This window comes from Phenylobacterium sp. J367 (assembly GCF_024699985.1).
In the GTDB taxonomy this organism is placed as follows: Bacteria; Pseudomonadota; Alphaproteobacteria; order Caulobacterales; family Caulobacteraceae; genus Phenylobacterium.
The window spans coordinates 3,378,086-3,400,937 of sequence record NZ_JAJONA010000001.1 but is presented as its reverse complement, the minus strand read 5'-3'; the positions used below and the strand labels follow the sequence as shown (position 1 = coordinate 3,400,937).

At 70.9% G+C, this 22,852-nt stretch carries 15 protein-coding genes, 1 tRNA gene and 5 pseudogenes; 9 read left to right on the top strand and 12 right to left on the bottom strand.

What is annotated here, in order from left to right; all coding sequences use genetic code 11:
- Window positions 1–10: 10 nt before the first annotated feature.
- Window positions 11–1,212: pseudogene (locus tag LRS04_RS18180) on the bottom strand (class I SAM-dependent RNA methyltransferase).
- Window positions 1,213–1,444: 232 nt separating this feature from the next.
- Between LRS04_RS18180 and LRS04_RS18175 the strand changes: the two are divergent.
- Window positions 1,445–2,089 (top strand): glycine zipper domain-containing protein, encoded by a 645-nt coding sequence (locus LRS04_RS18175; RefSeq protein WP_257817541.1) that lies wholly within the window; start codon window positions 1,445–1,447, stop codon window positions 2,087–2,089.
- A gap of 63 nt (window positions 2,090–2,152) precedes the next feature.
- On the opposite strand, the gene LRS04_RS18170 is transcribed toward LRS04_RS18175, so the two are convergent.
- The 3 genes from LRS04_RS18170 to LRS04_RS18160 all read right to left on the bottom strand — a co-directional run bounded on the left by LRS04_RS18170 (window position 2,153) and on the right by LRS04_RS18160 (window position 5,124).
- Window positions 2,153–2,452, bottom strand: coding sequence for a hypothetical protein (locus tag LRS04_RS18170; RefSeq protein WP_257817540.1), 300 nt, complete (start codon window positions 2,450–2,452; stop codon window positions 2,153–2,155).
- Between the two features lie 178 nt (window positions 2,453–2,630).
- Entirely contained in the window at window positions 2,631–3,323 is a 693-nt protein-coding gene (locus LRS04_RS18165) for a TlyA family RNA methyltransferase (protein ID WP_257819177.1), read from the bottom strand.
- A gap of 40 nt (window positions 3,324–3,363) precedes the next feature.
- Window positions 3,364–5,124 carry a class I adenylate-forming enzyme family protein gene (locus LRS04_RS18160; protein WP_257817539.1) on the bottom strand — a complete coding sequence of 587 codons (1,761 nt, stop codon included), beginning with the start codon at window positions 5,122–5,124 and terminating at the stop codon, window positions 3,364–3,366.
- Between the two features lie 227 nt (window positions 5,125–5,351).
- Here LRS04_RS18160 and LRS04_RS18155 point away from each other — a divergent pair, with 227 nt between their 5' ends.
- Window positions 5,352–7,454: a TonB-dependent siderophore receptor gene (locus tag LRS04_RS18155; protein WP_257817538.1), complete on the top strand. Its 2,103-nt coding sequence runs from the start codon at window positions 5,352–5,354 to the stop codon at window positions 7,452–7,454.
- 11 nt (window positions 7,455–7,465) lie between these two features.
- Entirely contained in the window at window positions 7,466–8,443 is a 978-nt protein-coding gene (locus LRS04_RS18150; protein ID WP_257817537.1) for a PepSY domain-containing protein, read from the top strand.
- 24 nt (window positions 8,444–8,467) lie between these two features.
- Here the strand turns inward: LRS04_RS18150 and LRS04_RS18145 are convergent.
- From LRS04_RS18145 to LRS04_RS18130, 4 genes and pseudogenes are all read right to left on the bottom strand, one after another.
- A pseudogene (locus LRS04_RS18145) lies at window positions 8,468–11,132 on the bottom strand (valine--tRNA ligase).
- Between the two features lie 152 nt (window positions 11,133–11,284).
- On the bottom strand, window positions 11,285–11,770 hold the full coding sequence (locus LRS04_RS18140; RefSeq protein ID WP_374576601.1) for a DUF2497 domain-containing protein: 486 nt from the start codon (window positions 11,768–11,770) through the stop codon (window positions 11,285–11,287).
- Window positions 11,771–11,996: 226 nt separating this feature from the next.
- On the bottom strand, window positions 11,997–13,535 hold the full coding sequence (locus LRS04_RS18135) for a TolC family outer membrane protein (RefSeq protein ID WP_257817536.1): 1,539 nt from the start codon (window positions 13,533–13,535) through the stop codon (window positions 11,997–11,999).
- Window positions 13,536–13,660: 125 nt separating this feature from the next.
- Window positions 13,661–14,227 carry a protein-L-isoaspartate O-methyltransferase gene (locus tag LRS04_RS18130; protein ID WP_257817535.1) on the bottom strand — a complete coding sequence of 189 codons (567 nt, stop codon included), beginning with the start codon at window positions 14,225–14,227 and terminating at the stop codon, window positions 13,661–13,663.
- 148 nt (window positions 14,228–14,375) lie between these two features.
- Here LRS04_RS18130 and LRS04_RS18125 point away from each other — a divergent pair.
- Window positions 14,376–14,449 (top strand) — tRNA-Cys (locus LRS04_RS18125).
- On the opposite strand, the gene LRS04_RS18120 is transcribed toward LRS04_RS18125, so the two are convergent.
- Entirely contained in the window at window positions 14,439–15,623 is a 1,185-nt protein-coding gene (locus LRS04_RS18120) for a glycosyltransferase family 9 protein (protein WP_257817534.1), read from the bottom strand. The genes LRS04_RS18125 and LRS04_RS18120 overlap by 11 nt on opposite strands.
- An 8-nt stretch (window positions 15,624–15,631) precedes the next feature.
- A pseudogene (locus tag LRS04_RS28265) lies at window positions 15,632–17,678 on the bottom strand (prolyl oligopeptidase family protein).
- A gap of 237 nt (window positions 17,679–17,915) precedes the next feature.
- On the opposite strand from LRS04_RS28265, the gene LRS04_RS18110 reads away from it, so the two are divergent.
- The 4 genes and pseudogenes from LRS04_RS18110 to LRS04_RS18100 all read left to right on the top strand — a co-directional run bounded on the left by LRS04_RS18110 (window position 17,916) and on the right by LRS04_RS18100 (window position 21,310).
- A complete protein-coding gene (locus tag LRS04_RS18110; protein WP_257817533.1) occupies window positions 17,916–19,232 on the top strand; it encodes an MFS transporter in 1,317 nt (438 codons plus the stop codon).
- Window positions 19,233–19,326: 94 nt separating this feature from the next.
- A pseudogene (locus tag LRS04_RS28260) lies at window positions 19,327–19,812 on the top strand (radical SAM protein); the annotation flags it as partial.
- Between the two features lie 499 nt (window positions 19,813–20,311).
- Window positions 20,312–20,746: pseudogene (locus LRS04_RS28255) on the top strand (SPASM domain-containing protein); the annotation flags it as partial.
- Between the two features lie 387 nt (window positions 20,747–21,133).
- The gene (locus LRS04_RS18100; RefSeq protein WP_257817531.1) at window positions 21,134–21,310 is read left to right on the top strand and encodes a hypothetical protein; all 177 of its coding nucleotides are present in this window, start codon (window positions 21,134–21,136) and stop codon (window positions 21,308–21,310) included.
- On the opposite strand, the gene LRS04_RS18095 is transcribed toward LRS04_RS18100, so the two are convergent.
- Window positions 21,307–21,465: a hypothetical protein gene (locus tag LRS04_RS18095; protein ID WP_257817530.1), complete on the bottom strand. Its 159-nt coding sequence runs from the start codon at window positions 21,463–21,465 to the stop codon at window positions 21,307–21,309. The two genes, LRS04_RS18100 and LRS04_RS18095, sit on opposite strands and share 4 nt — an antisense overlap.
- Before the next feature lie 37 nt (window positions 21,466–21,502).
- Window positions 21,503–22,492, bottom strand: a complete 990-nt coding sequence (locus LRS04_RS18090; RefSeq protein ID WP_257817529.1) for a YafY family protein — start codon at window positions 22,490–22,492, stop codon at window positions 21,503–21,505.
- A gap of 77 nt (window positions 22,493–22,569) precedes the next feature.
- On the opposite strand from LRS04_RS18090, the gene LRS04_RS18085 reads away from it, so the two are divergent.
- Complete coding sequence (locus LRS04_RS18085) at window positions 22,570–22,848, top strand: hypothetical protein (protein WP_257817528.1); 279 nt, start codon at window positions 22,570–22,572, stop codon at window positions 22,846–22,848.
- Window positions 22,849–22,852 lie beyond the last annotated feature (4 nt).

Genomic DNA, 22,852 nt, shown 5'->3' with positions numbered 1-22,852 from the left:
GGCTCAGCGGCTAAACACCCCCCACAAGTTCTATGTGCGGACTCCAGAGGAACTGGTCGACCGGCAGAACGCGGTCCAGCCGGAAGCCGGCGTCGACCAGGATCCGGGCGTCGCGGGCGAAGGTCCCGGGGTTGCAGGAGACGCCGATCACCCGGGCGACCCCCGACCGGGCCAGCTCGGCGGCCTGTTCGGCAGCGCCGGCCCGCGGGGGTCGAAGACCGCGACGTCGGTCTTCTTCAGCTCCTCGGCCAGCACCGGCCGGCGCGCCAGGTCGCGCGCCTCGGCGGTGACGCCGTGCAGCCCGGGCGCGGAAGCCAGCGCCGAGGTCAGGGCGGAGATCGCCTCGGGGGCGAAATCGGCCGCGTGGACCTGGGCGACACCGGCCAGCCGGAAGGTGAAGGTGCCGACCCCGCAGTAGAGGTCGGCGATGCGGCTCGCGCCGGCCGCCTGCTCGGCGACGAAGGCCGACATGGCCTCCTCCGCGCCGAGGGTGGCCTGCAGGAAGGCCCCGGGCGGCAGGCTGACCACGGCCGGGCCAAAACGGACCTGAGGCATGCGGGCCAGGTAGGCGATCTCGCCGCCGATGGTGACGCGGGCGAAGTCGGCCTCGGCGGCGCGCTCGGCGACCTGCATCCGGCCGTCGGCGGAAAGCCCGCCGCTCCTGGCCTCGACGCCGGAAATCTCCACGTCGATCCCCGTCGCGGTGAGCGTGGTGTGCAGCGTCGGCGCAGACTTCGGATGCTCGAAGAGCGGCGCCGCCAGCCGCTTCAGCGCCGGGATCGCCGCCACCAGGCGCGGGTCGGAGATCGGACAGGCGACGATGTCCACCAGGTCCCAGGACTTCCGCGCCTTGTAGCCGGCCCTGGCGGCGTCGCGGGTTCCCCGCCGGGCGTGCAAGGCAAACCGGCGCCGGGTCTCGGGCGCCGCGGCGTAGGCGGGCAGGACCTCGGTCTCCAGGTACTGGCGCGCCAGCGTGCCGCCCAGCCGTTCGACCTTCCACGCGAGATAGGCGCCGTGATCCCAGTGCTGCAGGGCGCATCCGCCGCAGACGCCGAAATGCGGGCAAGGCGGCTCGACTCGCTCGGCGCTCGCCTGCAGGACATCGACCAGCTCACGGCGCTCGCCGGCGCCGACAGCGCGGACGCGCTCGCCCGGCAGGGTGAAGGGCACGTAGACGCCGCCGGCCGCGACTCCGTCGCCCTCCCCGCCCATCGCCTCGATGAGCAGCTCGACGGGCGGCCCCGCCGGCGCCGGGGACGGGGATCGCGGCTGGGGTCTCTGCTGGTGACGGGGTCGACGCATCGCGGGCCTATAGCAGGTCGCCGGCGCCGGAAGATGAACGAAGATGAACGACCCGCTCAACGGGCGTTCAGGTTGCGCGCCCGATAACCGGGCCAACACGCGCCCGTGGGGGCGGCGGACCAGGGATTCGAGAGGGGATTAGATGTCCAAGCGTTCCATCTTCGCGCGCTCCGCGCTGATCGCGGCCGCGGGCGCCGTCGCGCTGACCGCCGGCGCCGCGTCGGCCCAGCCCTACGGCCAGTACGGCTACAACACGCCCTCCTACAGCTATGACCCGTGCAAGCGCGAGCAGACCGGCCGCGGCGTGGTCGGCGCCCTGCTGGGCGGCGCGATCGGGGCTGCCGTGGGCGCCAACGCGGCGGCCCGCAACAACCGCCAGGACGGCGCCCTGCTGGGCGGCGGCGTGGGCGCCATCGCCGGCGCCATGGTCGGCAACAAGAGCGCCGCCTGCACCGGCGGCCAGGTCCCCTACTCCTCGTCGGGCAGCTACTACGGCGGCAGCAGCTACGGGTCGTACGGCGGCGGCTACCCGCAATACTCCTACGGCTACGGTTCGGGCTACGCCCCGCGCCCGGGCCGCTACGTCGAGCGCAGCTACTACGGCGATGGCTATGATGACGCCTGGGCCTATGGCCGCCGCGGCGAACGCTATCGCGTGGCCCGCGCCGCCGGCCCCGACGGCTGCACCCTCGCCGAGAGCCCGATCTACATGCCCGACGGCCGCACCGAGACCCGCATGGTCCGGGTGTGCCGCGACAGCTCCGGCCGCTACGCGGTCGTCGACTAAGCCTTCTACCTGTAGAGCATCTGACCTTCAGGCCGCCCGGCTCGCCCGGGCGGCCTTTTTCTGTCAGTGGGCGCCGCCCGGCTTCGGCGCCTCGGGCTTCTTCTCCTCGTCCGCCGGCTTGCAGGCGCATTTGCAGGGCCCGGGCGGCTTGCCGCTGGCCATCGCCTTCCACTGCGGACCGCCGCAGGATGCGGCCTGGGCGACGCACTTCGAGCCCCCCACCTTGCCCGGCGGAGGGCTCTCGGCCATGGCGCGGCGGCGCGGGGGATCGCCGGACGGCGCAGGCGCGGACTGGGCGACAGCCGGCGCAGCGGCCAGCGCCCAGACACAGAGGATGACGGACGCACTCAGGCGGATCGACATGGCTTGGGCCTCCCTGGCTTTCGTTGCAGGGGTCGGTCCTCGGCGGAGATGTCGGCGGCCCCGATCGCGAAGACAAGGCGATCCGTGGTCGTCGAAGCGGCAAGCGACTCCGACATGGGGTGATCCCCTGGGCGATGACGGAGGCTAAGCCTGCCGGCAGATACAGGCAATCTCGACTTTAGCTGCGCCGAACGGCGTGGAGCAGCCACTCCCGGTTCCCCTCGCCGCCCGCGATGGGACTTTCCATGGTGGCGAGAACGTCCCAGCCCGCTGTCGCCAGGAAGGCGGCGACGCCGTCGAGGGCCTCCCGCCGAGCCGCCTCATCCTTGACCAGGCCGCCCTTCCCCACCCGCTCAGGACCCACCTCGAACTGGGGCTTCACGAGCGCGACCAGCGCGGCGCCCGGCGGGGCGAGCGCGAGCGCCGCCGGCAGGGCCTTGGCGAGGCCGATGAAGCTTACGTCGGTGACGATCAGGTCGATGGGTTCGGGGATCAGCTCCGGCGTCAGGTCCCGGGCGTCCGTCGCCTCAAGGTTCACCACCCGGGGGTCGGTCTGCAGGTTGGGATGGAGCTGTCCGCGGCCCACGTCGACCGCATAGACCCTGGCCGCGCCGCGGCTGAGCGCCACCTCGGTAAAGCCGCCGGTCGAGGCCCCGACGTCCAGGACCACGGCGTCCCGGACCGTGACGTCCCAGACCTCGAGGGCGTGAACCAGCTTCAGCGCGCCGCGGCCGACCCAGGGGTGGGCCGCGACCGCGGCGATCTCGGCGTCCCCGGCGACCAGGTCCGAGGCCTTGGCGACCGTGCGGCCGTCGACGGTGACGCCGCCGGCCTCGATCGCGGCGCGGGCCTTGGCGCGGCTGTCGAACAGGCCGCGCTCGACCAGCAGGAGATCGACCCGCCTGCGCAGATCAGGCGTCCGTCTTCTCGGCCTCGAACAGCTTCTTGAGCTCGTTCTTGAGGATCTTGCCGTTGGCGTTCCGGGGCAGGGTCTCGTGCCAGAACTTCACCTGCACCGGCACCTTGAAGGCCGCCAGCCGCTCGGCCACGTGGGCGCGGAGCTCCTGTTCCGTGGCCTCGGCGCCCGGCTTGAGGGTCACGACGGCCGCCGGCTCCTCGCCGAGGATCCGGTGCGGCACGCCGACGATCGCCGCGTCCATGATCGCGGGATGGTCGTAGAGGACGTTCTCCACCTCCACGCAGTAGATGTTCTCGCCGCCGCGGATCAGCATGTCCTTGGCCCGGTCGATGATGAAGCAGAAGCCCTCCTCGTCCATGCGGGCGAGGTCGCCGGTGCGGACCCAGCCGTCGACGAAGGTCTGGGCCGTCGCCTCGGGCTTGTTCCAGTAGGCGCGGGCGTTCATCGGCCCCTTGGACCACAGCTCGCCGACCTCGCCCGGCGGCAGCACGGTCTTGCCGTCCTCCACGTCGCGGATCTGGATCTCGGCGACCGCCGCGGCGACGCCGCAGCTGTCGGGGCGGTTGACGTAGTCCTCGGCGCCGTTGGAGGTCACCGTGGCGCAGGTCTCGGTCATGCCCCAGCCCTGGCCGGGCTGCGACTTGGGGAAGGCCTCGCGGATGCGCCGCACCAGCTCCGGCGCCGACGGCGCGCCGCCGTAGGCGACGGCTTCCAGGCTGGAGAGGTCGTAGTTGCCGCGCGCCGGGTGCTCGATGAGCTGCCAGGCGATGGTCGGCACGCCGCCGGCCTGCATGATCCGCTCGCGCTCGATCAGCTCGAAGGCCCGGATGGTGTCCCACTTGTACATCATCACCAGCTTGGCCCCGGCGAACAGCGACGGGTTCAGCACGGCGAAGCAGCCGGTGACGTGGAAGAACGGCACGCTGATCAGGCTGGAGCGCTGCGGCGCGCTCGGATCCGGCATCGGGGGCATCTCGCCCCGGCGCAGGAAGCCCCTCGCGCCGGCGGCGGCGGCCGTCAGGATGTTGGAGTTCACGCCACGCTGGGTGGCGAGCGCGCCCTTCGGCTTCCCCGTGGTGCCGGAGGTGTAGAAGATGGTCGCGTCGTCGTCCGGGTCGATCCGGACGTCCGGCAGCGGCTGGTCGGGCAGCTTCGCCCAGTCGTTGGGCGCGCCGATCACGTCCTCCAGCTTGGACACGTAGGGGTGGGCGATCTCCTCGGGCTCGCGGCTCACGTAGGCGCGGACGAGGTCCGGGCACTCGCTCAGGTGCTCCTTCAGCCGCTCGTAGCGTTCGGCGTCCATCACCGCGACCTTGGCCCCGGAGTCGGTCAGGCCGTAGTGCAGCTCGGGCCCGGTCCACCAGGCGTTCAGCGGAGTGACGATCGCGCCGATGGAGGCCGCGCCATAGAAGGCCACCACCCACTCCGGCACGTTGCGCATGATCACCGCCACCCGGTCGCCCTTCTGCACGCCCTGAGCCTGCAGCTCGCGGGAGAAGGCCGAGACGGCGCGGTAGAAGGCCTCGAAGCTGACCCGCTCGTCCTCATAGACCAGGAAGATCTTCTCGCCGTGGGCCCGGCCCGCCTCGACGACGGCGCGCAGCGACGGCGGAAGGTGCTTCCAAACCTTGTAGGTCACCCCGCGGATGACCTTCTCCTCGGCCTCCAGCGGCGTGCCGGGCTGCGTCATGAGGGCGTGGGCCTGCTGGATCGACATGGCGGGCCAGCCAGGCGGCAGAACAGCCTCGGACATCGTTTCACTCCTAATGCTCGCGCGTGGTCTCGAACCCCAGCCCCGCGTCTGTCGGTAGGTGAACAAGCATAACCTAGCGTCAGAGGCAAACGGCCGTTTGAGTCCGGCCGCCGCCCGCACCCTGCGGCGCCAAGGTCACGCTACGCCCGTTTCGGCGCCGGTGCATTGACGCTCGCGAAGCGCCCGAGTAGCTGCAACTTATTCTCAGAAGCGTTCGCAGAGTTCCGATGCCCCTGCCCCACACCCGCCTGTCCGCCGCCCTGCTCAGCGGCGCGAGCCTCCTGGCCACGACCGCGGCCTACGCGGCCGAAGATGCGCCACGCCAGATCGAAGAGCTGGTTGTGACGGGCGAGGTCGGCTTCGGAGCGGACACGGTCCAGGCCGGCGCCTTCAACAACGCCCGCGTGCTCGACACGCCGCTGACCGTGAACGTCATCTCCCGGGAGGTGCTCGACGCCCAGGGCGCGCAGGGCCTGTACGACGCGCTGCGCAACACCGGCGGCGTCACCCGCTCGCAGCTCGCCGGCGGCACCTACGACAACATCGCCATCCGCGGCATCCTGGTGGAGAACCGCGGCAACTACCGCCTGAACGGCGCGCTGCCGGTCATCAACCTCGTGGAGCAGCCGCTCGAGAACAAGGCGCGGGTCGAGGTGCTGAAAGGGGCCTCGGCGCTCTACTACGGGTTCGTCCCGCCCTCGGGCGTGATCAACATGACCACCAAGCGCGCCGAGGCGGGCGCCGCCCCGGTGGCCGAGGTGACGTTCCGCGCCGACAACCACGGCTCCACCATCGGCTCGGTGGACCTGGGCGACCGGTTCCTCGACGACCGGCTGGGCGTGCGCGCCAACCTGGCCGGCGGCCACCTGGAAACCGGCGTCGACAAGGTCTCCGGCGACCGGGCGCTCGCCGCCTTCGCCATCGACATCGATCCGATCGACCAGCTCAGCATCGACCTCGATTTCGAGTACCTGGAGAAGGACATCGCCGAGACGGCGGCCATCGCCCTGCTGGGCGCGGTGAACAACGCCATCACCCTGCCCGGCGTGCCGAAGAACACGACGAACCTCGCCGACGACTGGCAGCACTACGACGCCAAGGCCAAGAACATGCTGGCGGCGGCGACCTACCGGATCACGCCGCAGATCTCCGTGAAGCTGCAAGCCGGCCGCGCCGAGACGGTGCGCGACCGCGCCTTCTCGCAGTTCGGCGGCTACAACCTCTCGACCGGCGAAGGCACGCTGACGGTCTTCCAGACCCGGGGCCAGAAGTACGTGAACCGGAACCTCCGCGCCGAGGTCACCGGCCTCTTCGACACCGGCCCGGTCGAGCACGAGGTCGTCCTCGGCTGGACCTGGAACGAACGCGAGCAGAACGGCCGGCAGAGCCCGACCTACACGGTCTCCCAGAACCTCTTCACGCCCCGGGATGTGCCGCACCGGCCGCTGACCACCGCGCTCACCCAGAATCCGTCGATCATCCATGACGAGGGGACCTACCTCGTCGACCGCATGACCTGGGGCCCGCTGCAGGTGATGGGCGGCGTGCGCTGGACCGACTACGAGAGCCGCTCGAACCTCGCCGCGGCGCAGCCGACGGTCTATTCGGCCTCCAAGGCCACGCCGGCCGTGGCGGTGGTCTACAAGCCCGTGGAGTGGGTCAGCCTCTACGCCACCTACCTGCAGGGGCTGGAGGAAGGCGGCATCGCGCCGGCGAATACAGTCAACGCCTTCGAAGTCCTGCCGCCGGCGGAGTCCGAGCAGTGGGAAGCCGGGGTGAAGGCGGAGGTCGGCGCCGGCGTCGTGGCCTCGCTCGCCTGGTTCGAGATCACCCGGGCCAACGCCTTCACCAACGCCGAGCGCCGCTTCGTGCTCGACGGCGAGGTGGAGTACCGCGGCGTCGAGGCCATGGCCGCCGGCGAGCTCACCGAGAACCTGTCGCTGGTCGGCTCTCTGCTGTGGCTGGACGCCGCCCAGAAGAACGCCGCGGACGTGCGCCTGATCGGCAAGCGGCCCGAGAACACCGCCGAATGGACCGCCAGCCTGTTCGCCGAGTACGAGATCGCCCAGGTGGACGGCCTGGCGGTGAACGCCGGCGTCTTCTACACGGGCGACCGGGCGGTGAACGCGCTGAACCAGGCCTTCATCGACGGTTACGCCACCTTCGACCTGGGCGCCCGCTACACCCGGGAGATCGCCGGCAAGGAGACCTCCTTCCAGGTCAACGTCGAGAACCTCGCCGACAAGGACTACTGGAACACCGCCGGCAACGGCCTGATCGGCGTCGGCGCGCCCCGCACGGTGAAGTTCCGCATCACCCGGGCGCTCTGAGGATGGGGACCTTGCGCAAGCTGCACGCCTGGTGCGGGCTTGTGCTCTGCCTGCTGCTCGTCCCGATGGCGCTGTCCGGCGCCGGCCTGGTGTTCAAGCCGCAATGGCTGCGCGCCACCGTGCCGGGAGCCGACGCCGCCGTCGTGGTGACGCCGGACGAGGCCGCCCGGGCCATGCGGGCGGCCGAGGCCCAGTTCCCGGCGGCGACCTCGGTGATCTTCGCGGGGCCGGCGATCGGCGTGCACGAGGTGCTGGGCCCCGATGGCGGCGGCTACGTCGCCGCAGGCTCGGGAGCGCGCGTCCAGGCGTGGGGCAAGAACGAGCGCGTGGTCGACTGGCTGTTCGACCTGCACCACCACCTGCTGGCCGGCGACACGGGCACGACGGTCGCCGGGACCGCCGGCTTCCTGGCGGTGCTGATGATCCTGACCGGCGTGATCCTTTGGCTGCCCGCCTGGCGGAGTTTCGGCTGGCAGTTCTGGCCGATGCGCAACCGGCGCGCCGGCTGGATCGGCGCGCACCGGGACCTCGGCATCGTCGCCGCCCCGGTCGCCGCCTTGGTCGCCCTCACCGGCTCGGGCGTCGCGCTGGACGCGGTCTATGCCAGGGCCATGGGCTTCGAGCGCATGAAGCCCCCGGCGGCGGCCGGGATCGGCGAGATGGACTGGGCGGCGGCCTTCGCGGCGGCGCAGGCGCGGTTCCCGGGCGCCGAGATCCGCATCGCCGCCTTCCCCAAGCCGGGCAAGCCCGCCCTGATCCGCGTGCGCCAGCCCGCCGAGTGGCACGCCAACGGCCGGACCAGCCTCTGGCTCGACCCGGCCACCAGCCGCATCCTCAAGGTCGACGACGCCCTGGCGCAGGCGCCCGCCCAGCAGGTCTACAACACCTTCTGGCCGCTCCATGCCTCGAAGGTGGGCGGCCTCCCCCTGGAAGGTGGTCACCTTCCTGGCCGGGCTATCCCTGGCGGCGCTGTCGCTCTACGGGGCTGAGTCCTACCGCCGGAAGCTGTTCCGCTAGACGGCCGCCAGGCGCGCCAGGGCGCCTTCCAGCTTGGCCCTGGCGGTCTCGGCCTCGGCCAGGCGCTCGCGGTTCTCCTCGACGACCTCTTCCGGAGCCCGGGCCACGAAGTCGGGGTTGCCGAGCTTCTTGGCGGTCTTGTCGATGTCGGCCGAGAGGCTGGCGACCTCCTTGGCGAGGCGCGCGCGTTCGGCGGCCAGGTCGATGAACTCGGCCACCGGCAGGGCCAGGGTCGCGCCATCCACGACGTAGGGGATCGACCCTTCCGGCGCGGCGTCCACGAAACGGACCTCCTCGACCCGCAGGAGGCGGGCGATCAGCGAGGCGCCGTCCTTCAGCACCTTCTTCTGGGCGTCGGTGGCCTCGACCACCAGCAGGGCCGGCTTGGCCGACGGCGGCACGTTCAGCTCGGAGCGGACCGAGCGGCCTTCCGAGATGGTCTCGATCAGCAGCTCGATCTCGGCGTCGGCCCGTCGGTCGATCAGGGCGTCGCCGAGCTGCGGCCAGGGCGCGGTCATCAGGAAGCCCCTCGTGGGCCCGCGTCGCGCCCAGGTCGGCCGTCTGGCCCCACAGCTCCTCGGTGAGGAACGGCATGACCGGATGCAGCAGGATCAGGATCTGGTCGAGCGCCCAGGCGGCGGTCGCCTGGGTCTCGGCCTTGGCGACTTCGTCGTCGCCGTTGAGGATCGGCTTGGCGAGCTCCACGTACCAGTCGCAGAACTGGCGCCAGATGAACTTGTAGAGCGCGTCGGCCGCCTGGTCGAAGCCGCAGTCGGCGAGCGCCGCCGTGACCGTCTGGGCGGTGCGGGCCGTCTCGCCGACAATCCAGCGGTTCAGCGGAACCTGCACCTGCGCCGGGTCGAAGCCCGCGGCCCGCTGGCAGCCGTTCATCTGGGCGAAGCGCGTGGCGTTCCACAGCTTGGTGCCGAAATTGCGATAGCCCTCAATGCGTTGCTTCGAGAGCTTGATGTCGCGCGCGGCGCCCGACATGGCGGTCAGGGTGAAGCGAAGCGCGTCGGCCCCGAACTCGTCGACGAGTTCGAGGGGGTCCATGACGTTGCCCTTGGACTTCGACATCTTCGCGCCCGAGGCGTCGCGGACGAGCGCGTTGATGAACACCCGCCGGAACGGCACCTCGCCCATGAAGTGCAGACCCTGCATCATCATCCGGGCGACCCAGAAGAAGATGATGTCGAAGCCGGTGATCAGGGTGTGGGTCGGGTAGAACCGGCGCAGGTCCTCGGTGTCCTCCGGCCAGCCCAGCGTCGAGAACGGCCAGAGCGCCGAAGAGAACCAGGTGTCGAGGACGTCCTCGTCCTGGCGCAGCGGCTCGTCGCGGCCGTAGAGCTCGCGGGCCTGCCGCTTCGCCTCGGCCTCAGTCTCCGCGACGAAGCACTTCCCGTCCGGTCCGAACCACGCCGGTATGCGGTGGCCCCACCAGAGCTGGCGTGAGACGCACCACGGCTGGATGTTCCGCATCCACTCGAAGTAGGTCTTCTCCCAGTTCTTCGGCACGAAGACGGTGCGGTCGTCCTCCACCGCCTTGATCGCGTCGCGGGCCAGCACGTCGGCGGCGACGTACCACTGGTCGGTCAGGTAGGGCTCGACGACGACGCCGGAGCGGTCGCCGTGCGGCACGGTGTGGCGGGTCTTCTCGACCTCGCGCAGCAGGCCCAGGGCCTCGAACGCCTCGACCACCTTCTTGCGGGCCGCGAACCGGTCCAGGCCGCGGTACTCCACGGGGACGTTGTCGTTCAGCTTCGCGAAGTCGTCGAAGACGTTGATCATCGGCAGGTTGTGCCGCTTGCCGACCGCGAAGTCGTTGAAGTCGTGGGCCGGCGTGATCTTCACGGCGCCCGAGCCCTTCTCGGGGTCCGGATATTCGTCGGCGATGATCGGGATCGGCCGGTTGACGATCGGCAGGCGCACGGCCTTGCCGACCAGCGCCTTGTAGCGCTCGTCGCTCGGGTGGACCGCGACGGCGGTGTCGCCCAGCATGGTCTCGGGACGCGTCGTGGCCACGACGATCTCGCCGGAGCCGTCCTCCAGCGGATAGGCGAAGTGCCAGTAGTGGCCGTCGACCTCGCGCTGCTCGACCTCCAGGTCGGAGATCGCCGTCTGGAAATGCGGATCCCAGTTCACCAGCCGCTTGTCGCGGTAGATCAGCTTCTCCTTGTAGAGCGTGAGGAACACCTTGCGGACGGCGGCCGACAGGCCCTCGTCCAGGGTGAAGCGTTCGCGGCTCCAGTCGCAGGAGGCGCCCAGCCGGCGCAGCTGGTTGACGATGGTCCCGCCGGACTTGGCCTTCCACTCCCAGACCTTGGCGACGAAGTCGTCGCGGCCCATGTCGCGGCGGCTCTGGTTGCCCTGCTCGGCGAGCTGGCGCTCGACCACCATCTGGGTGGCGATGCCCGCGTGGTCCGTGCCTGGCAGCCACAGGGCCGCCTTCCCACGCATGCGCTCGAACCGGATCAGCACGTCCTGAAGGGTGTTGTTCAGCGCGTGCCCGATGTGCAGCGATCCCGTCACGTTCGGCGGCGGGATGACGATGGAGAACGGCTCGGCGGCCGGGTCGTCGGTCGGCGCGAAGCCGCCCGAGGCCTCCCAGGCGGCGTAGAGGCGCGGTTCGGCGGTCTTGGGGTCGAAATTCTTGTCGAGCATGGGTCAGCTTTGTTGCGAGAGCGGTGCATACACACCCGCTCATCCCGGCGAAAGCCGGGACCCAAGCTGAATCTCGGGAAGGGCTCTCTAGGCCGCGCGTCCGCCGACGCCGCATGGGTCCCGGCTTTCGCCGGGATGAGCGGTGTTGGAGATCAGCGTACTCGGCCGCGGGCGATGCGCTCGACCTCGGCGTCGACGGCGGTCTGGACGATGGCCGGCAGGTTGTCGTCCAGCCACTGCTGGAGCATCGGGCGGAGCAGTTCGCGGACCACGTCCTCGAGCGTGCGGCCGTGGGCCGGCATCTCGATGGCCGCCGTCAGGCGTCCGAAGGCGGTGGCGGCCGCGCTGGCGGCCACGGCGCCGACCAGGGCGTCGGCGGCAGCCGGGGCTGGCGCCGCAGCGGCGACCGGCGCGGGCGCGGGCTCGGGTTCCGGCGCCGGCGGCGTGTAGACGTCGAGGTCGCCGTGGGTCTCGACCTTGTCGGTCAGCTCCAGGGCGTCGTCGTCCTCCGCGTCCGGCTCCGCGGCAGCGGCGGCGGCGACCGGCTCGGGCTCGGGTTCGGGGCGCCGGCTCAGGTTCCGGAGCGGCCTCGGCCACCGGCTCGTCGGCCGGCGCCGCCTCGGCGGGAGGTTCCTCACCGGCGGGCGCAGCGTCCTTGGCCTCGGCGGCAGGCGCGTCGTCCTCGGAGATGATCCGGCGGATGGAGGCCAGGATCTCCTCCATCGTCGGTTCTTGCGAAGACTGCTCGGACATGGGGTCGGACCGCCGCTCTAGAGAGAATCCCTGAGACGCAGCCTAAGCGCGCCCGGCCAATCCTGCAATTTGCGCGACAGGACCAAATTCGCCTGCCGCGCGAATGACCGCCTAGGGCTGTGTCGCAACACCCGGCGCCGGCTGGGCGACAGGCGGCGGCTGCAGTCCGGGACCGATCGGCGCCTCGACCGCCTTCTCCGCCGGATGCGGTGTCGGCGGCAGGGCCACCGTGCGGTCGATGATGGCGATGGGCTCTTCCCAGGGCACCCAGCCCCAGGTGATCCGCAGCTTCCGGAAGTTCCGGCTGGCGTCGTACTGCGGCACGGTCGGCACCAGGTTGCGGCCTTCGAGACGGCCCATGGCGGAGATCACGCTGGCGGCGGCGACATATTCGTCGCGGCGGGCGGTCACCTGGGCGAGCTGGCCGGCGCGCAGCTCCTGCTCGGCGTTCAGCACGTCGATGGTGGTCCGCAGGCCGACCTGCTGCTCCTGGCGCGTGCCTTCGGCGGCGATCTGGGCGGCGCGCACCTGCTCGGCGGTCGAGGCAATGTTGGCCCTGGACGCGATCAACTGGTTCCAGGCCTGGGTGACCTGCTGCAGCACCGTGCGGCGCTGGGTCTCGACGTTGATCCGGTCGGCGTTGTTGCGCTCCGAGGCCGCACGGATTCGCGAGGACACCAGCCCGCCCGAGAAGAGCGGCACCGTGACGCCGATGGCGGTCACGGTCTCGCGCGGGTAGAGCCCGCGTTCGAAGGGATCCAATGGCGCCGGCCCGAAACGCGTGGTGCTGGAGACCGCCACGTTCGGCAGGCGCTCCGCGTGGGCGCCGGCGAGACGCGCCCGGCTGGCGGCTTCCGCATACTGCTGGCCGCGCAGCAGCGGACTGTACTGCTCGGCCACCTGGAAGGCCTCGTCGACCGTCGGCGGCAGCAGGAAGGCCAGCGACGGCTCGGGCTCCAGGGTGCCCGGGTTGCGGCCGACGACCGTGGCATAGTTCGACCGGCTGTTGCCGAGCTGGGCCTGGGTGCTTTCCAGCAGCGACTGGGCGGCCGCCAGGCGGGCCTGCGACTGGGCGACGTCGGTGCGGGTGATCTCGCCGACCTCGAAGCGGGCGTTGGACTCGTCGAGCTGGCGCTGCAGGACCGAGACGTTCTCCTGACGGATGAGCACGGCTTCCTGGTCACGCCGGACGTCGGCATAGGCGGTGATCACCTGGCCGAGCACCTGGGCCTCGATCCGGCGCAGGTTCTCGCGGCCGGCCAGCACGTCGGCGTTGGCGGCCGAGACCGCCGCGGCCACCCGGCCGCCCGTCCAGATCGGCTGGGAGAAGGTGATCGTGGTCGAGCCGGAGTTCCCGTCGACGATCGTGCGCTGCAGCGGGCTGGTCAGCGCCTCGCGCGGCGTCCGCACGTCGGACCAGGCGGCCTGGCCAGATACGTTCAGCGTCGGGCGCCAGCCCGTGCGGGCCTGGACGTAGCTTTCGTCCAGCGCGCGCTGGCTGGCGCGCTGGGCCTGCAGCGTCGGATTGCTCTCGTAGGCCGCGGCGATGGCGTCGGCGAGGGTCTCAGCGGCGACGGGCGCGGCGACGGCGCCTGCGGCCCCCACGCTGAAGATCGCGGCCATCAGGCGGCCGCGAAGGCTCTTCGACATCAGATATCCCCGATATTTAGGCAAGAGAGACTGTAGCCCTATATGACTTTGCCTAAGGCCAAGACCAACCGGGCGTCACCTTAAGCTTTTTTCACCCGGGAGTTTCCCAGGTGTTTCAAGCCCACTTAAAAGGCGAAACCGTGTTGAGCCTCGAAGCCTTCGAGGACCGGCGGCGTCGCGTCGAAGAGCTCACGTCGACCGATCCCGTCCTCGGTGCGCAGGTAGATGCACGCCTTGCCGACCGGACCGTCGCGCTCCACCACCGCCAGGCGGCCGCCGGGCGCCAGGGCGTCGAGCCAGGCCTGCGGCGCCTTGGCGACCGCGCCCTCGCACACGATGCAGTCGTACTCGCCGCTCACCGCCGTCAGGTCCTCGCCGTCGACGCGGTCGACGCTGAGGCCGAGGCCCTCCACCACCGCGCCCGCGTAGGGCGCCGCGATGGCCAGCGTCCGCTCGCCCGGCATGGGACGCAGTTCCTGCAGCAGCTTGGAGACGTCGCGCGGCTTCAGGAGGAAGCGGCCCGGCGCATATTCCACCTCGATGTCGGCGTAGGCCAGGTAGGCCTTGCCGGCCGGGGCGAACTGCTCGCGCGGCAGGGCCCGCATCACGTCATGGAGGCGCACGTCGGTGACGTCCTGGGTGCGCACCTGGCTTTCCACCATGTTCAGGCGGGCGGCGGCGAGATCGGCCATCTAGTCCTCGAGACGCAAGCGGAGATCGTGCCGGGCTTATAGGTCTGCGTCGCGGCCTCACGCAATGCGGCCCGCTGACAGACGTTGCTCCGGGCGGACGGTTCTGTTAGCCAGCGCGTCTTCTCGGACGCCGCGGCGCCCGAGAGGCGGCCTGATGGCGGAGTGGTGACGCACCGGACTGCAAATCCGTGAACCCGGGTTCGATTCCCGGTCAGGCCTCCAAATTTCCCGACAATCGACCTTCCAGCGCGGCGTCCATCGCTGCGACGACGCTCGCCCAGTCGCCGGGCGCCGGCTGGCGGAAGAGCTTCAGCTCCGGATACCAGGGCGTCCGCCGGCCGTCGGCCCAGCGCCAATCCAGGGCGATGTAGGGCAGCATGACGAAGCAGGGCCGCCCCAGCGCCCCGGCCAGGTGCGCCATGGCCGTGTCCGTCGTGATCACCAGGTCGAGCCGGTCGAGAATCGCGGCGGTGTCGGCGAAGTCGCCGCGCGGATCCTGCAGGTCCGCCAGCGCGCCGTGGCGGGCGAGCGGCGCCAACAGGTCCGGGGACGGCAGTCCGCGGTAGCGCTCCACCGGCTGGGCCGGATTGCCGTGCCAGACGACGCCGATCCGGCCCTCCGCGAAGTCCCGCCATCTGGCCTTCGCCGCGTCCGGCGTCGCGAGATAGGGCGGCGATGGCAGCCCGCCCACGTGCAGCGGGAGAGAGAACGGCATGGTCCAGAGGTCGTGCGCCGGCACGGGCACGGTCTCGTCGGGCCCGCAGGCGATCACCGCGTCGACGCCGGGCATGGCCGCCAGGAGCCGCACGAGCGGAGCCTGGGCCAGCACCGTCACGCGTCCCGCGCCCATCGCCTTCAGCCGCGGCACATAGCGGATCGCCTGGATCTGGTCGCCGAAGCCCTGCTCCGGCAGCAGGAGGAGCGAGCGTCCGGCCAGGGGCTCGCCGCGCCACTCGGGACAGCCGATCCCCTGCCCCCGCCGGACCTGCAGGTTGGGCCGCGCGTCCTTCAGCCGCCAGCCGTCCTCCAGTCGGCCGGCCCCCAGAAGGGCGTCCGCGGCGTCCTGCAGCAGGTCGGGCGTCGCCGCGCCGGCGGCGATCACCCGGTCGTAGAGTCCCGCCGCCTCGTTCCAGCGGGCGACCCGCCGGTAGAGGTTGGCGAGGTTGACCAGGGGCCGGAGGTCACCGGGCGGCGCGAGCGCCACGGCGGCGACCAGCGGCGCCTCGGCCTCGAGCACCCGGTCCTGGGCCCTGAGCAGGGAGCCCAGGTTGGCGAGCGCCCCCAGGTGATCCCCCTGCCCCGCCAGCACGGCGCGGTAGCCGGCCTCCGCCTCGGGAAGCCGGCCCTGCTGGTGGTGACGCGCCGCCTCGGCGAAGCGCGCGGCAAGCTCGCTCACGGCCGGCGTCAGTCCATCAGCTGCTGCGACAGGTAGGTGTATTCCAGCGCCTGTCGCATGGCCCGCTCGTTGAGGTTCGCGGCCGCGGCGTGACCCCCGTCGATGTTCTCGTAGTAGAGGAAGTCGTACCCCAGCTCCTTCAGGCGGGCGCCGGCCTTGCGGGCATGGGCCGGGTGCACGCGGTCGTCCTTGGTCGAGGTCTCCAACAGCACGCGGGGGTATTTCTGGCCGGCCTTCAGGTTCTGGTACGGGGAATAGCTCTCGATCACCGCCCGCTCGGCCGGCACGGCCGGGTCGCCGTACTCCCCGACCCAGGAGGCGCCGGCGCCGATGCGGGTGTAGGCGATCATGTCGAACAGCGGCACCTGGATCACCACCGCATTGTACAGCTCCGGCCGCTTGGTCAGCGCCACGCCCATGAGCAGGCCACCGTTGGAGCCGCCCATGATGCCGAGGCGGCGCGGGCTGGTGATCTTCTTCGCGATCAGGTCCTCGGAGACGGCGAAGAAGTCGTCATAGACCCGCATGCGGTTCAGCTTCAGGCCGGCGTTGTGCCAGCGCGGGCCGAACTCGCCGCCGCCGCGGATGTTGGCGACGACGTAGACGCCGCCCTTCTCCAGCCAGAGCTTGCCGACGGTGGCCGCATAGGCCGGGGTCTGGCTCGAGAGGAAGCCGCCGTAGGCATAGAGCAGGGTCGGCGCCTGGCCGTCGAACTTCAGGTCCTTGGGCCGGACCACGAAGTACGGGACCTTGGTGCCGTCCTTCGAGGTCGCCCAGTTCTGCTCCACGACGTGCTTCGAGGCGTCGAAGCGGGCCGGCATGGTGCGCAGCACCACCGGCTCGCCCTGGGCGGCGTCGGCCAGGAACTGCTGGGTCGGCGTCAGGTAGCTGGTGGCGATGACGATCATCCGGTCGTCATGGTCGGTGGTCGAGCCAATCTGGATGGTGGAGTCCTTCGGCAGGTCGAGCTTGCGCGAGGTCCAGGCGTCGCCCTTCCGCGCGAAGGTGACGATCTGGCCCTTCACGTTGTCGTAGAGCGCCACCACCAGCCGGTTGCGGGTCGTCGCCACCTGCTCGATGGCCTGGCTTTCGGTCGGCCGGAGCACCAGCTTCGCCGAGAGGTTCGACGGGTTGGCCTTCACGGCCGCGAGGTCGAAGTCGAGGAGATCGCCCCTCCTTGAAGCCCTTGGCCGCCCAGTCCTGCTCGAGGCTGACCAGCAGCCGGCCGGCGACATAGCCCTGGACGCTGGCCTTGGACGGCAGGTCGAGCTTCTTCGGCCCGGCCTCGGTGATCAGGTAGTGCTCGGCGTTGAAGGTATCGAGCGGCCGGTGCGCCAGGATCGCCTGCACCTTGCCGTCCGGATCGCGCAGCACGATGGACGAGACGCCGTAGCCGCCGTCCTTGGCGTCGCCGCGGAACACCTCCTTCGCCGCCGACAGCGGCTGGCCGCGCTTCAGCAGCTTGAGGACATAGGGATAGCCGGAGGTCGTGACCTGGCCCTTCTCCCATTCGGTCGCGACGGCGAGCGTGTCCTTGTCCACCCAGTCGTAGCGGTGCTTGCCCTCGGGCAGGCGGAAGCCGCCGTCCACGAACTTGCCGGTGGCGATGTCGAACTCGCGGACGATCTCGGCGTCCTTGCCCCCGTCGGACAGCGCCACCAAGCAGAGGCGGCCGTCGGGCGGCAGGCAGTCGGCCCCGTGCCAGACCCAGTTGGCGTTCTCCGCCTTGGCGAGTGCGTCGACGTCGATGATCGTCTTCCACTCGGGCTTGCCGGTGCGGTAGCTCTCGACGCTGGTCGTCCGCCAGATGCCGCGGACATGCTCGCGGTCCTGCCAGAAGTCGCGCAGCGTCCCGTCGTCGGCGAAGCGGACGGCCGGGATCCGGTCGGTGGCCGTGGCGATCTTCAGGGCGTCCTCGTAGAGGCCCTTGTAGCGCGGGTCGTTCTGCAGCTGCGGCAGCGAGCGGGCGTTCTCGGCCTTGGCCCATTCGAGGGCGCGGGTCCCCTCGATCTCCTCCATCCAGGTGTAGGGATCGTCGTTCGGGGCGGCCCCCATCAGGAAAACTCCGGCCAACAAGGTCGCAAGGACGCGCGCATTCATCTGTGAGGTGACCCCGACTGAGACTTTGCGCCGATAGAGCGCGAACTGGGCCCGGCGCTCAAGACCGAAGATCGCCCGGCGGGGATCGGACGGGGCTGCCCCGAACACCGGGGCTGGAGCCGTCGCGGTCGCTTCCCCTATGCTGGACGCCTCGCCGGCCCCAGGGGCGCGGCCGCATCCGTCAGGCCGCGCATGACCCCGTTCCACCTGCTCCTGGCCAACAACCTGGTCGCCAACATCACCAACTTCACGGTGTGGTTCGCGATCACCTTCTGGGTCTATCTGGAGACGCGCTCGGTGTTCGCCACGGGCATGATCGCCGGCGTCTATCTCACCTTCACCGCGGCGTTCGGCATCTGGTTCGGCAGCCTCGTCGACCACCACCGCAAGAAGGTCGCCATGCTCGGCTCCAGCGCCGTCTCGCTGGGTTTCTACGCGCTCGCCTTCGCGCTGCACGAGCTCGCGCCCGACGGCGCGCTCCGGGAGGTCTACGGCCCCTGGCTGTGGGCCTTCGTGCTCACCGTCATGCTGGGCGTCATCGCCGGCAACGTGCGGATGATCGCGCTCCCCACCCTCGTCACCCTGCTGGTGCCCGAGGATCGGCGCGACAAGGCCAACGGGCTCGTGGGCATGGTCACCGGCATCGGCTTCCTGACCACCTCGGTGATCTCGGGCTTCCTGGTCGCCTGGGGCGGCATGCATCTGACGCTCCTGCTGGCTCTGGCGGCGACGGCGCTGGCCATGCTCCAGCTTTCGGCGGTCCCGGTGCACGAGCCGCGCGCCGAGGCGCATCCCGACGCCCCACGGGAACCCAAGCGGGTGGATCTGGCCGGCACCATTCGCGTCATCGCCGGCGTTCCCGGCCTCTTCGCCCTGATCCTGTTCGCCAGCTTCAACAACTTCCTGGGCGGCGTCTTCATGGCCCTGATGGACGCCTATGGCCTGTCACTGGTGTCGGTGCAGACCTGGGGGCTGCTGTTCGGCGTGCTCTCCACCGCCTTCATCTTCAGCGGCCTGGTGATCGCCAGGACCGGGCTGGGCAAGAGCCCCTTGCGCACCCTGCTGCTGGTCAACCTCGCCATGTGGGCGGTGTGCTGCGTCTTCACCCTGCGCTCCTCGATCGAGCTGCTGGCGGTCGGCTGCTTCATCTGGTTCGCCCTTGGCCCCTATGCCGAGGCGGCCGAGCAGACCACGCTGCAGACGGTGGTTCCCTTCGAGCGCCAGGGCCGGGTCTTCGGCTTCGCCCAGTCGGTGGAACAGGCGGCCTCGCCGCTCACCGCCTTCCTGATCGGGCCGCTGACCCAGTTCTACTTCATCCCGCTGATGACCCACGGCGCCGGCGCGGACGCCATCGGCGCCTGGTTCGGAACCGGCCCGGAACGCGGCATCGCGCTGGTCTTCACCCTGGCCGGCCTGATCGGCGTGGTGGCGACGGTTCTGGCGTTCAACTCGCGCGCCTACCAGCAGCTGAAGGACGCCTATGCGCGGGCGCCGGCCGCGGTGGCATGAGGCTCTGGCGCCACCTGTGATTGTGCCTTAAGGTCGCCCTCGGTCAGACAAACGATTGGACCGGGGTGGGCGCCGGAGTTGCGAGGGCGCGTGCGTGTTTGGTCCCATCGACCGTCGAGATCCCGTCACCGACTGGGCTGAGAAGCTGGCGCCGCTCGCGCCCCATAGCCTGAAGGTCCTGCTGGACGTCTCCAACAAGTGCAACCTGCGCTGTCGGATGTGTCACTTCAGCTATGACACCGTCTTCTACCGGCCCAGCCAGTACATGACCCCGGACGCCTTCGCGCAGATCGCCGCGAAGGTCTTCCCCTATGCGCGCGAAGTGGTGCTCTCGGCGGGCAGCGAGCCCCTCACCTCGCCGCACTTCGTCGAGATCCTGCAGATCGCCGGCCAGTATGGCCTGCCCGAGCTGAAGTTCCTGACCAACGCCCAGTTGCTGACGCCGGAGATTGGCGAGGCGGTCATCGCCCACGGCGTCACCCAGATCGACGTCTCGATCGACGGGGCGACGAAGGCGACCTACGAGCACATCCGCCGCGGCGGGTCGTTCGAGCGGCTGAAGGCCAACCTGGCGCGCCTGACCGCGCGAAAGCGCGAGCTCGGCGTCGCGACGCCGCTGCTCCAGTTCAATCTCACCCTGATGCGCGCCAACCTCGGCGAACTGGACGCCTTCGTGGACCTGGCCGAGGAACTGGGCGTCGCGCGGATCGGGGCGCGGCACCTGATGCCCTACGACGGGCTAGGCATGGACCTGGAGTCGCTCAGCCACGTCCCGGACGAGGCCGACGCCGCCTTCCGCCGCTTCCTGGACCGCGCCGCGCGCTCGGCGGTGAAGGTGATCAACTTCCCGGACTTCTTCCGGCCGGAGCCCCCTGCGCCGGCCATGCCGTGCGCCGCGCCCCTTGTCGACGCCGCCGCGCCAGAGCCCGCGACCTTCGCGCCGGCCGCGCGCAACACCCTGCCGCTGGCCGCGCACGTGGACCAGCCCGCCGTTCCGGTGGTCGAGGCCGGCGACGTCCTGCTGCTCCAGGGGTGGGCGGTGGACGGCGGCGGGCGGCCCCGGGTGGTGGTCGAGCGCGATGCCATGGCCGTCGATCCGCCCGAGCTGGTCCAGCCGAACTGGCGGGTGCGGATGGGAGAGGCCAGGTTCGTCAACGGGAGCCGGTTCGACATCGCCGAACTCTTCCCCGACCATCCCGGCAACAACGCCAGCGCCTGGACCTTCGAGGTCCGGCGCGAGGACATCTGGTCCGCCCCCCGCGTTCACGACGCGCCTGCATGTGACGGCCGAGGGCGCCGGCGGGGCGCGGAAGCCGCTCGGCAGCTATCAGGTGGCCTTCACGGGCTCGCAGGCGGTCGCCCCCTTCGTGTTCTGCGGCAAGCCGTTCGAGGCGGTCTTCATCGACGTGAACGGCGACGTGAACCCTTACGCCGACTGCCGGCCGGACGGGCCGTACGGCAACCTCCTGGCCGAAGGGTCGACCTTCGAGGCCATCTGGTTCGGCGACGACTACCGGAGCCTGCGGGAGGCGATCATCCGGCGCAATCCGCCGGCCATGTGCCTGACCTGTCCGAACTTCATCAACCGCAACGTCAACGACGGAGCCTACTTCGAGGCCCGGACCATCGAGGGGGCCTTCCGCCGTCCGATCGGCCGCATCGACGACGCCGGGGCGCTGCGCCGGCTCCCCGGCGGCGCGCTGGAGATCGCCGGCTGGACCCTCGCGTTCGACCCCATCGCCCGGGTCGAGATCTGGGCGCGGGAGGGCGACGAGCCGCCGACCGCCGCCGGACGCCGGCTCGGCGAGGCGACCTTCCATGAGGGTCACGCGAAGGGCGCACCGGCCCAGCCGGCCTTCCGCCGCTACGCCAACCGCGACCGCTGCCAGTGGACCTTCCACGTGGGCCGGGACGCCCTGCGCATGCTGGGCCCCGCGCCGAGGCTCGAGGCGGTGGCCTTTGTCGAGGGCGCGGACCTGCCCACGCCGGTCGGCGCCTTGCGCCTGCCCTCGAGGCGGAGCTTGGCCGTCCCGCTCGACGGCTTCGTGCAGCGCTTCCGCGACGCGGCGCGGAGCTAGGCCTGGCCGCGCCGCTCGCGCCAGATCTCCAGGGCGAGCTTCGGACGGATCAGGAACAGGCCGCTCCAGACCACCAGGGCCAGCGCCCGGGTCAGCCGACGGCGCGGACGGATCTCGAGTTCGTAGAGCGTGGCGTAGTCGGCGGTGACGGTCATCGGCTGGCTCCTCTTCACGAGGACCAACCTGGAGCCCCTATGCGTCAGTTCCGGACGTATGTGCGCGGCGGGCCAGTTCGATCTGCTCCACGAGGATGTCTTTCAGCCGCTGCGGGGCCAGGACCTGGACCTGGTCGCCCCAGGTGAACAGGTGCCAGGCTAGCTCGCGCATGCCGCTTGCCCGGAAGCGGACGACGACCGACCCGTCGGCCTGGGTCTCCAGGGTCTGGTCGGAGTGGAAGCGCCAGCGGAGCGCCCCCTCCGCCGAGGCCGGGAGGATGCGCAACACCACGTCCTCGGTGTCGTCCTGGTAGATGCCGAAGCTCTCGTCGGCGTAGTCCTGGAGCGAGAACGCCGGATCGCGCCGCGCCGGCCTGCCGGTGGCCTCCACGTCTCTCAGCCGGTCGAGCCGCCAGTTCCGCGGGCTCCCCTCGCCTTCCGCCGCCACCAGGTAGTTGGCCCGGCCGAACAGCACGCCATAGGCCGTCACCTCCCGCTCCCGGCCCGGGGTCGAGCCGCCCTCGTACCGGAAGCGAAGGGTCGAAAGCCCCTTGAGGGCGTCGCGGATCGTCGCCAGCACCGCCTCGTCCTCGAACGGCCTGGGCCCCGCCTGCACGGCGATGGTCTCCGCCTGCAAGAGGGCCTCGAGATCGGGCGCCAGCCGCCGCCGCGCCGCCGCCCGGGTGGCGGCCAGGACCTTCTGCTCCAGCGTGCGCAAGGCGCCGGCGCGGCCGGTGGCCCCCTGGGCGGCCCAGGCCTCGGCCGCGGCGTTGAGCGCCGCGAGCTCCTCGGCGGTGGGTGCCTGGAAGAGGCCGTCGAGGCCGCTGGGGATGCGGAACCTACGGGTCGGCGGGTCCTCCACCACCTCCAGCTGAGGGAAGATCTCCCAGACGGCGTCGCGCATCCGCTCGGCGGTGCGTCGCCCGACGCCCAGCCGCTCGGCCATCTCGTCCAGCGTCAGCCCTTCGGCGGTGCTGGCGAGCATCCGCGCCAGCTCCAGGAGCTGGGTGGCCTTTTCGTGCCTCATAGGCGGTACGTCCGTTTCTGTCGCACCAGCCCATCAGAACCGAACCTGTCGCAACCCGCAACGGAGTTCGAAATCCGATGGCCAGCTACCGCCGCTTCAAGCCCCGCACCGTCCGCCCGATCGACGATCCGCGCCCCGTGCCGCCGCCGGCCGCGCTGGTGGACGCCGTGCTGCGCTACCACGACTGCGAGGACGAGCAGAGCTCGGGCTTCACCCTGCTCCGGCTCTCGGCCGCCCGTCTGCGCCAGCGCGAGGTGAAGGCGGCCCTGGGAACCCATGCCGCGCGCGCCGCCCGGGTCTCGATCCTCTGGAACGAGCGCGAGAGCGAGATCATCCGGGTGCTGGAAGCCGCCTGAGGCG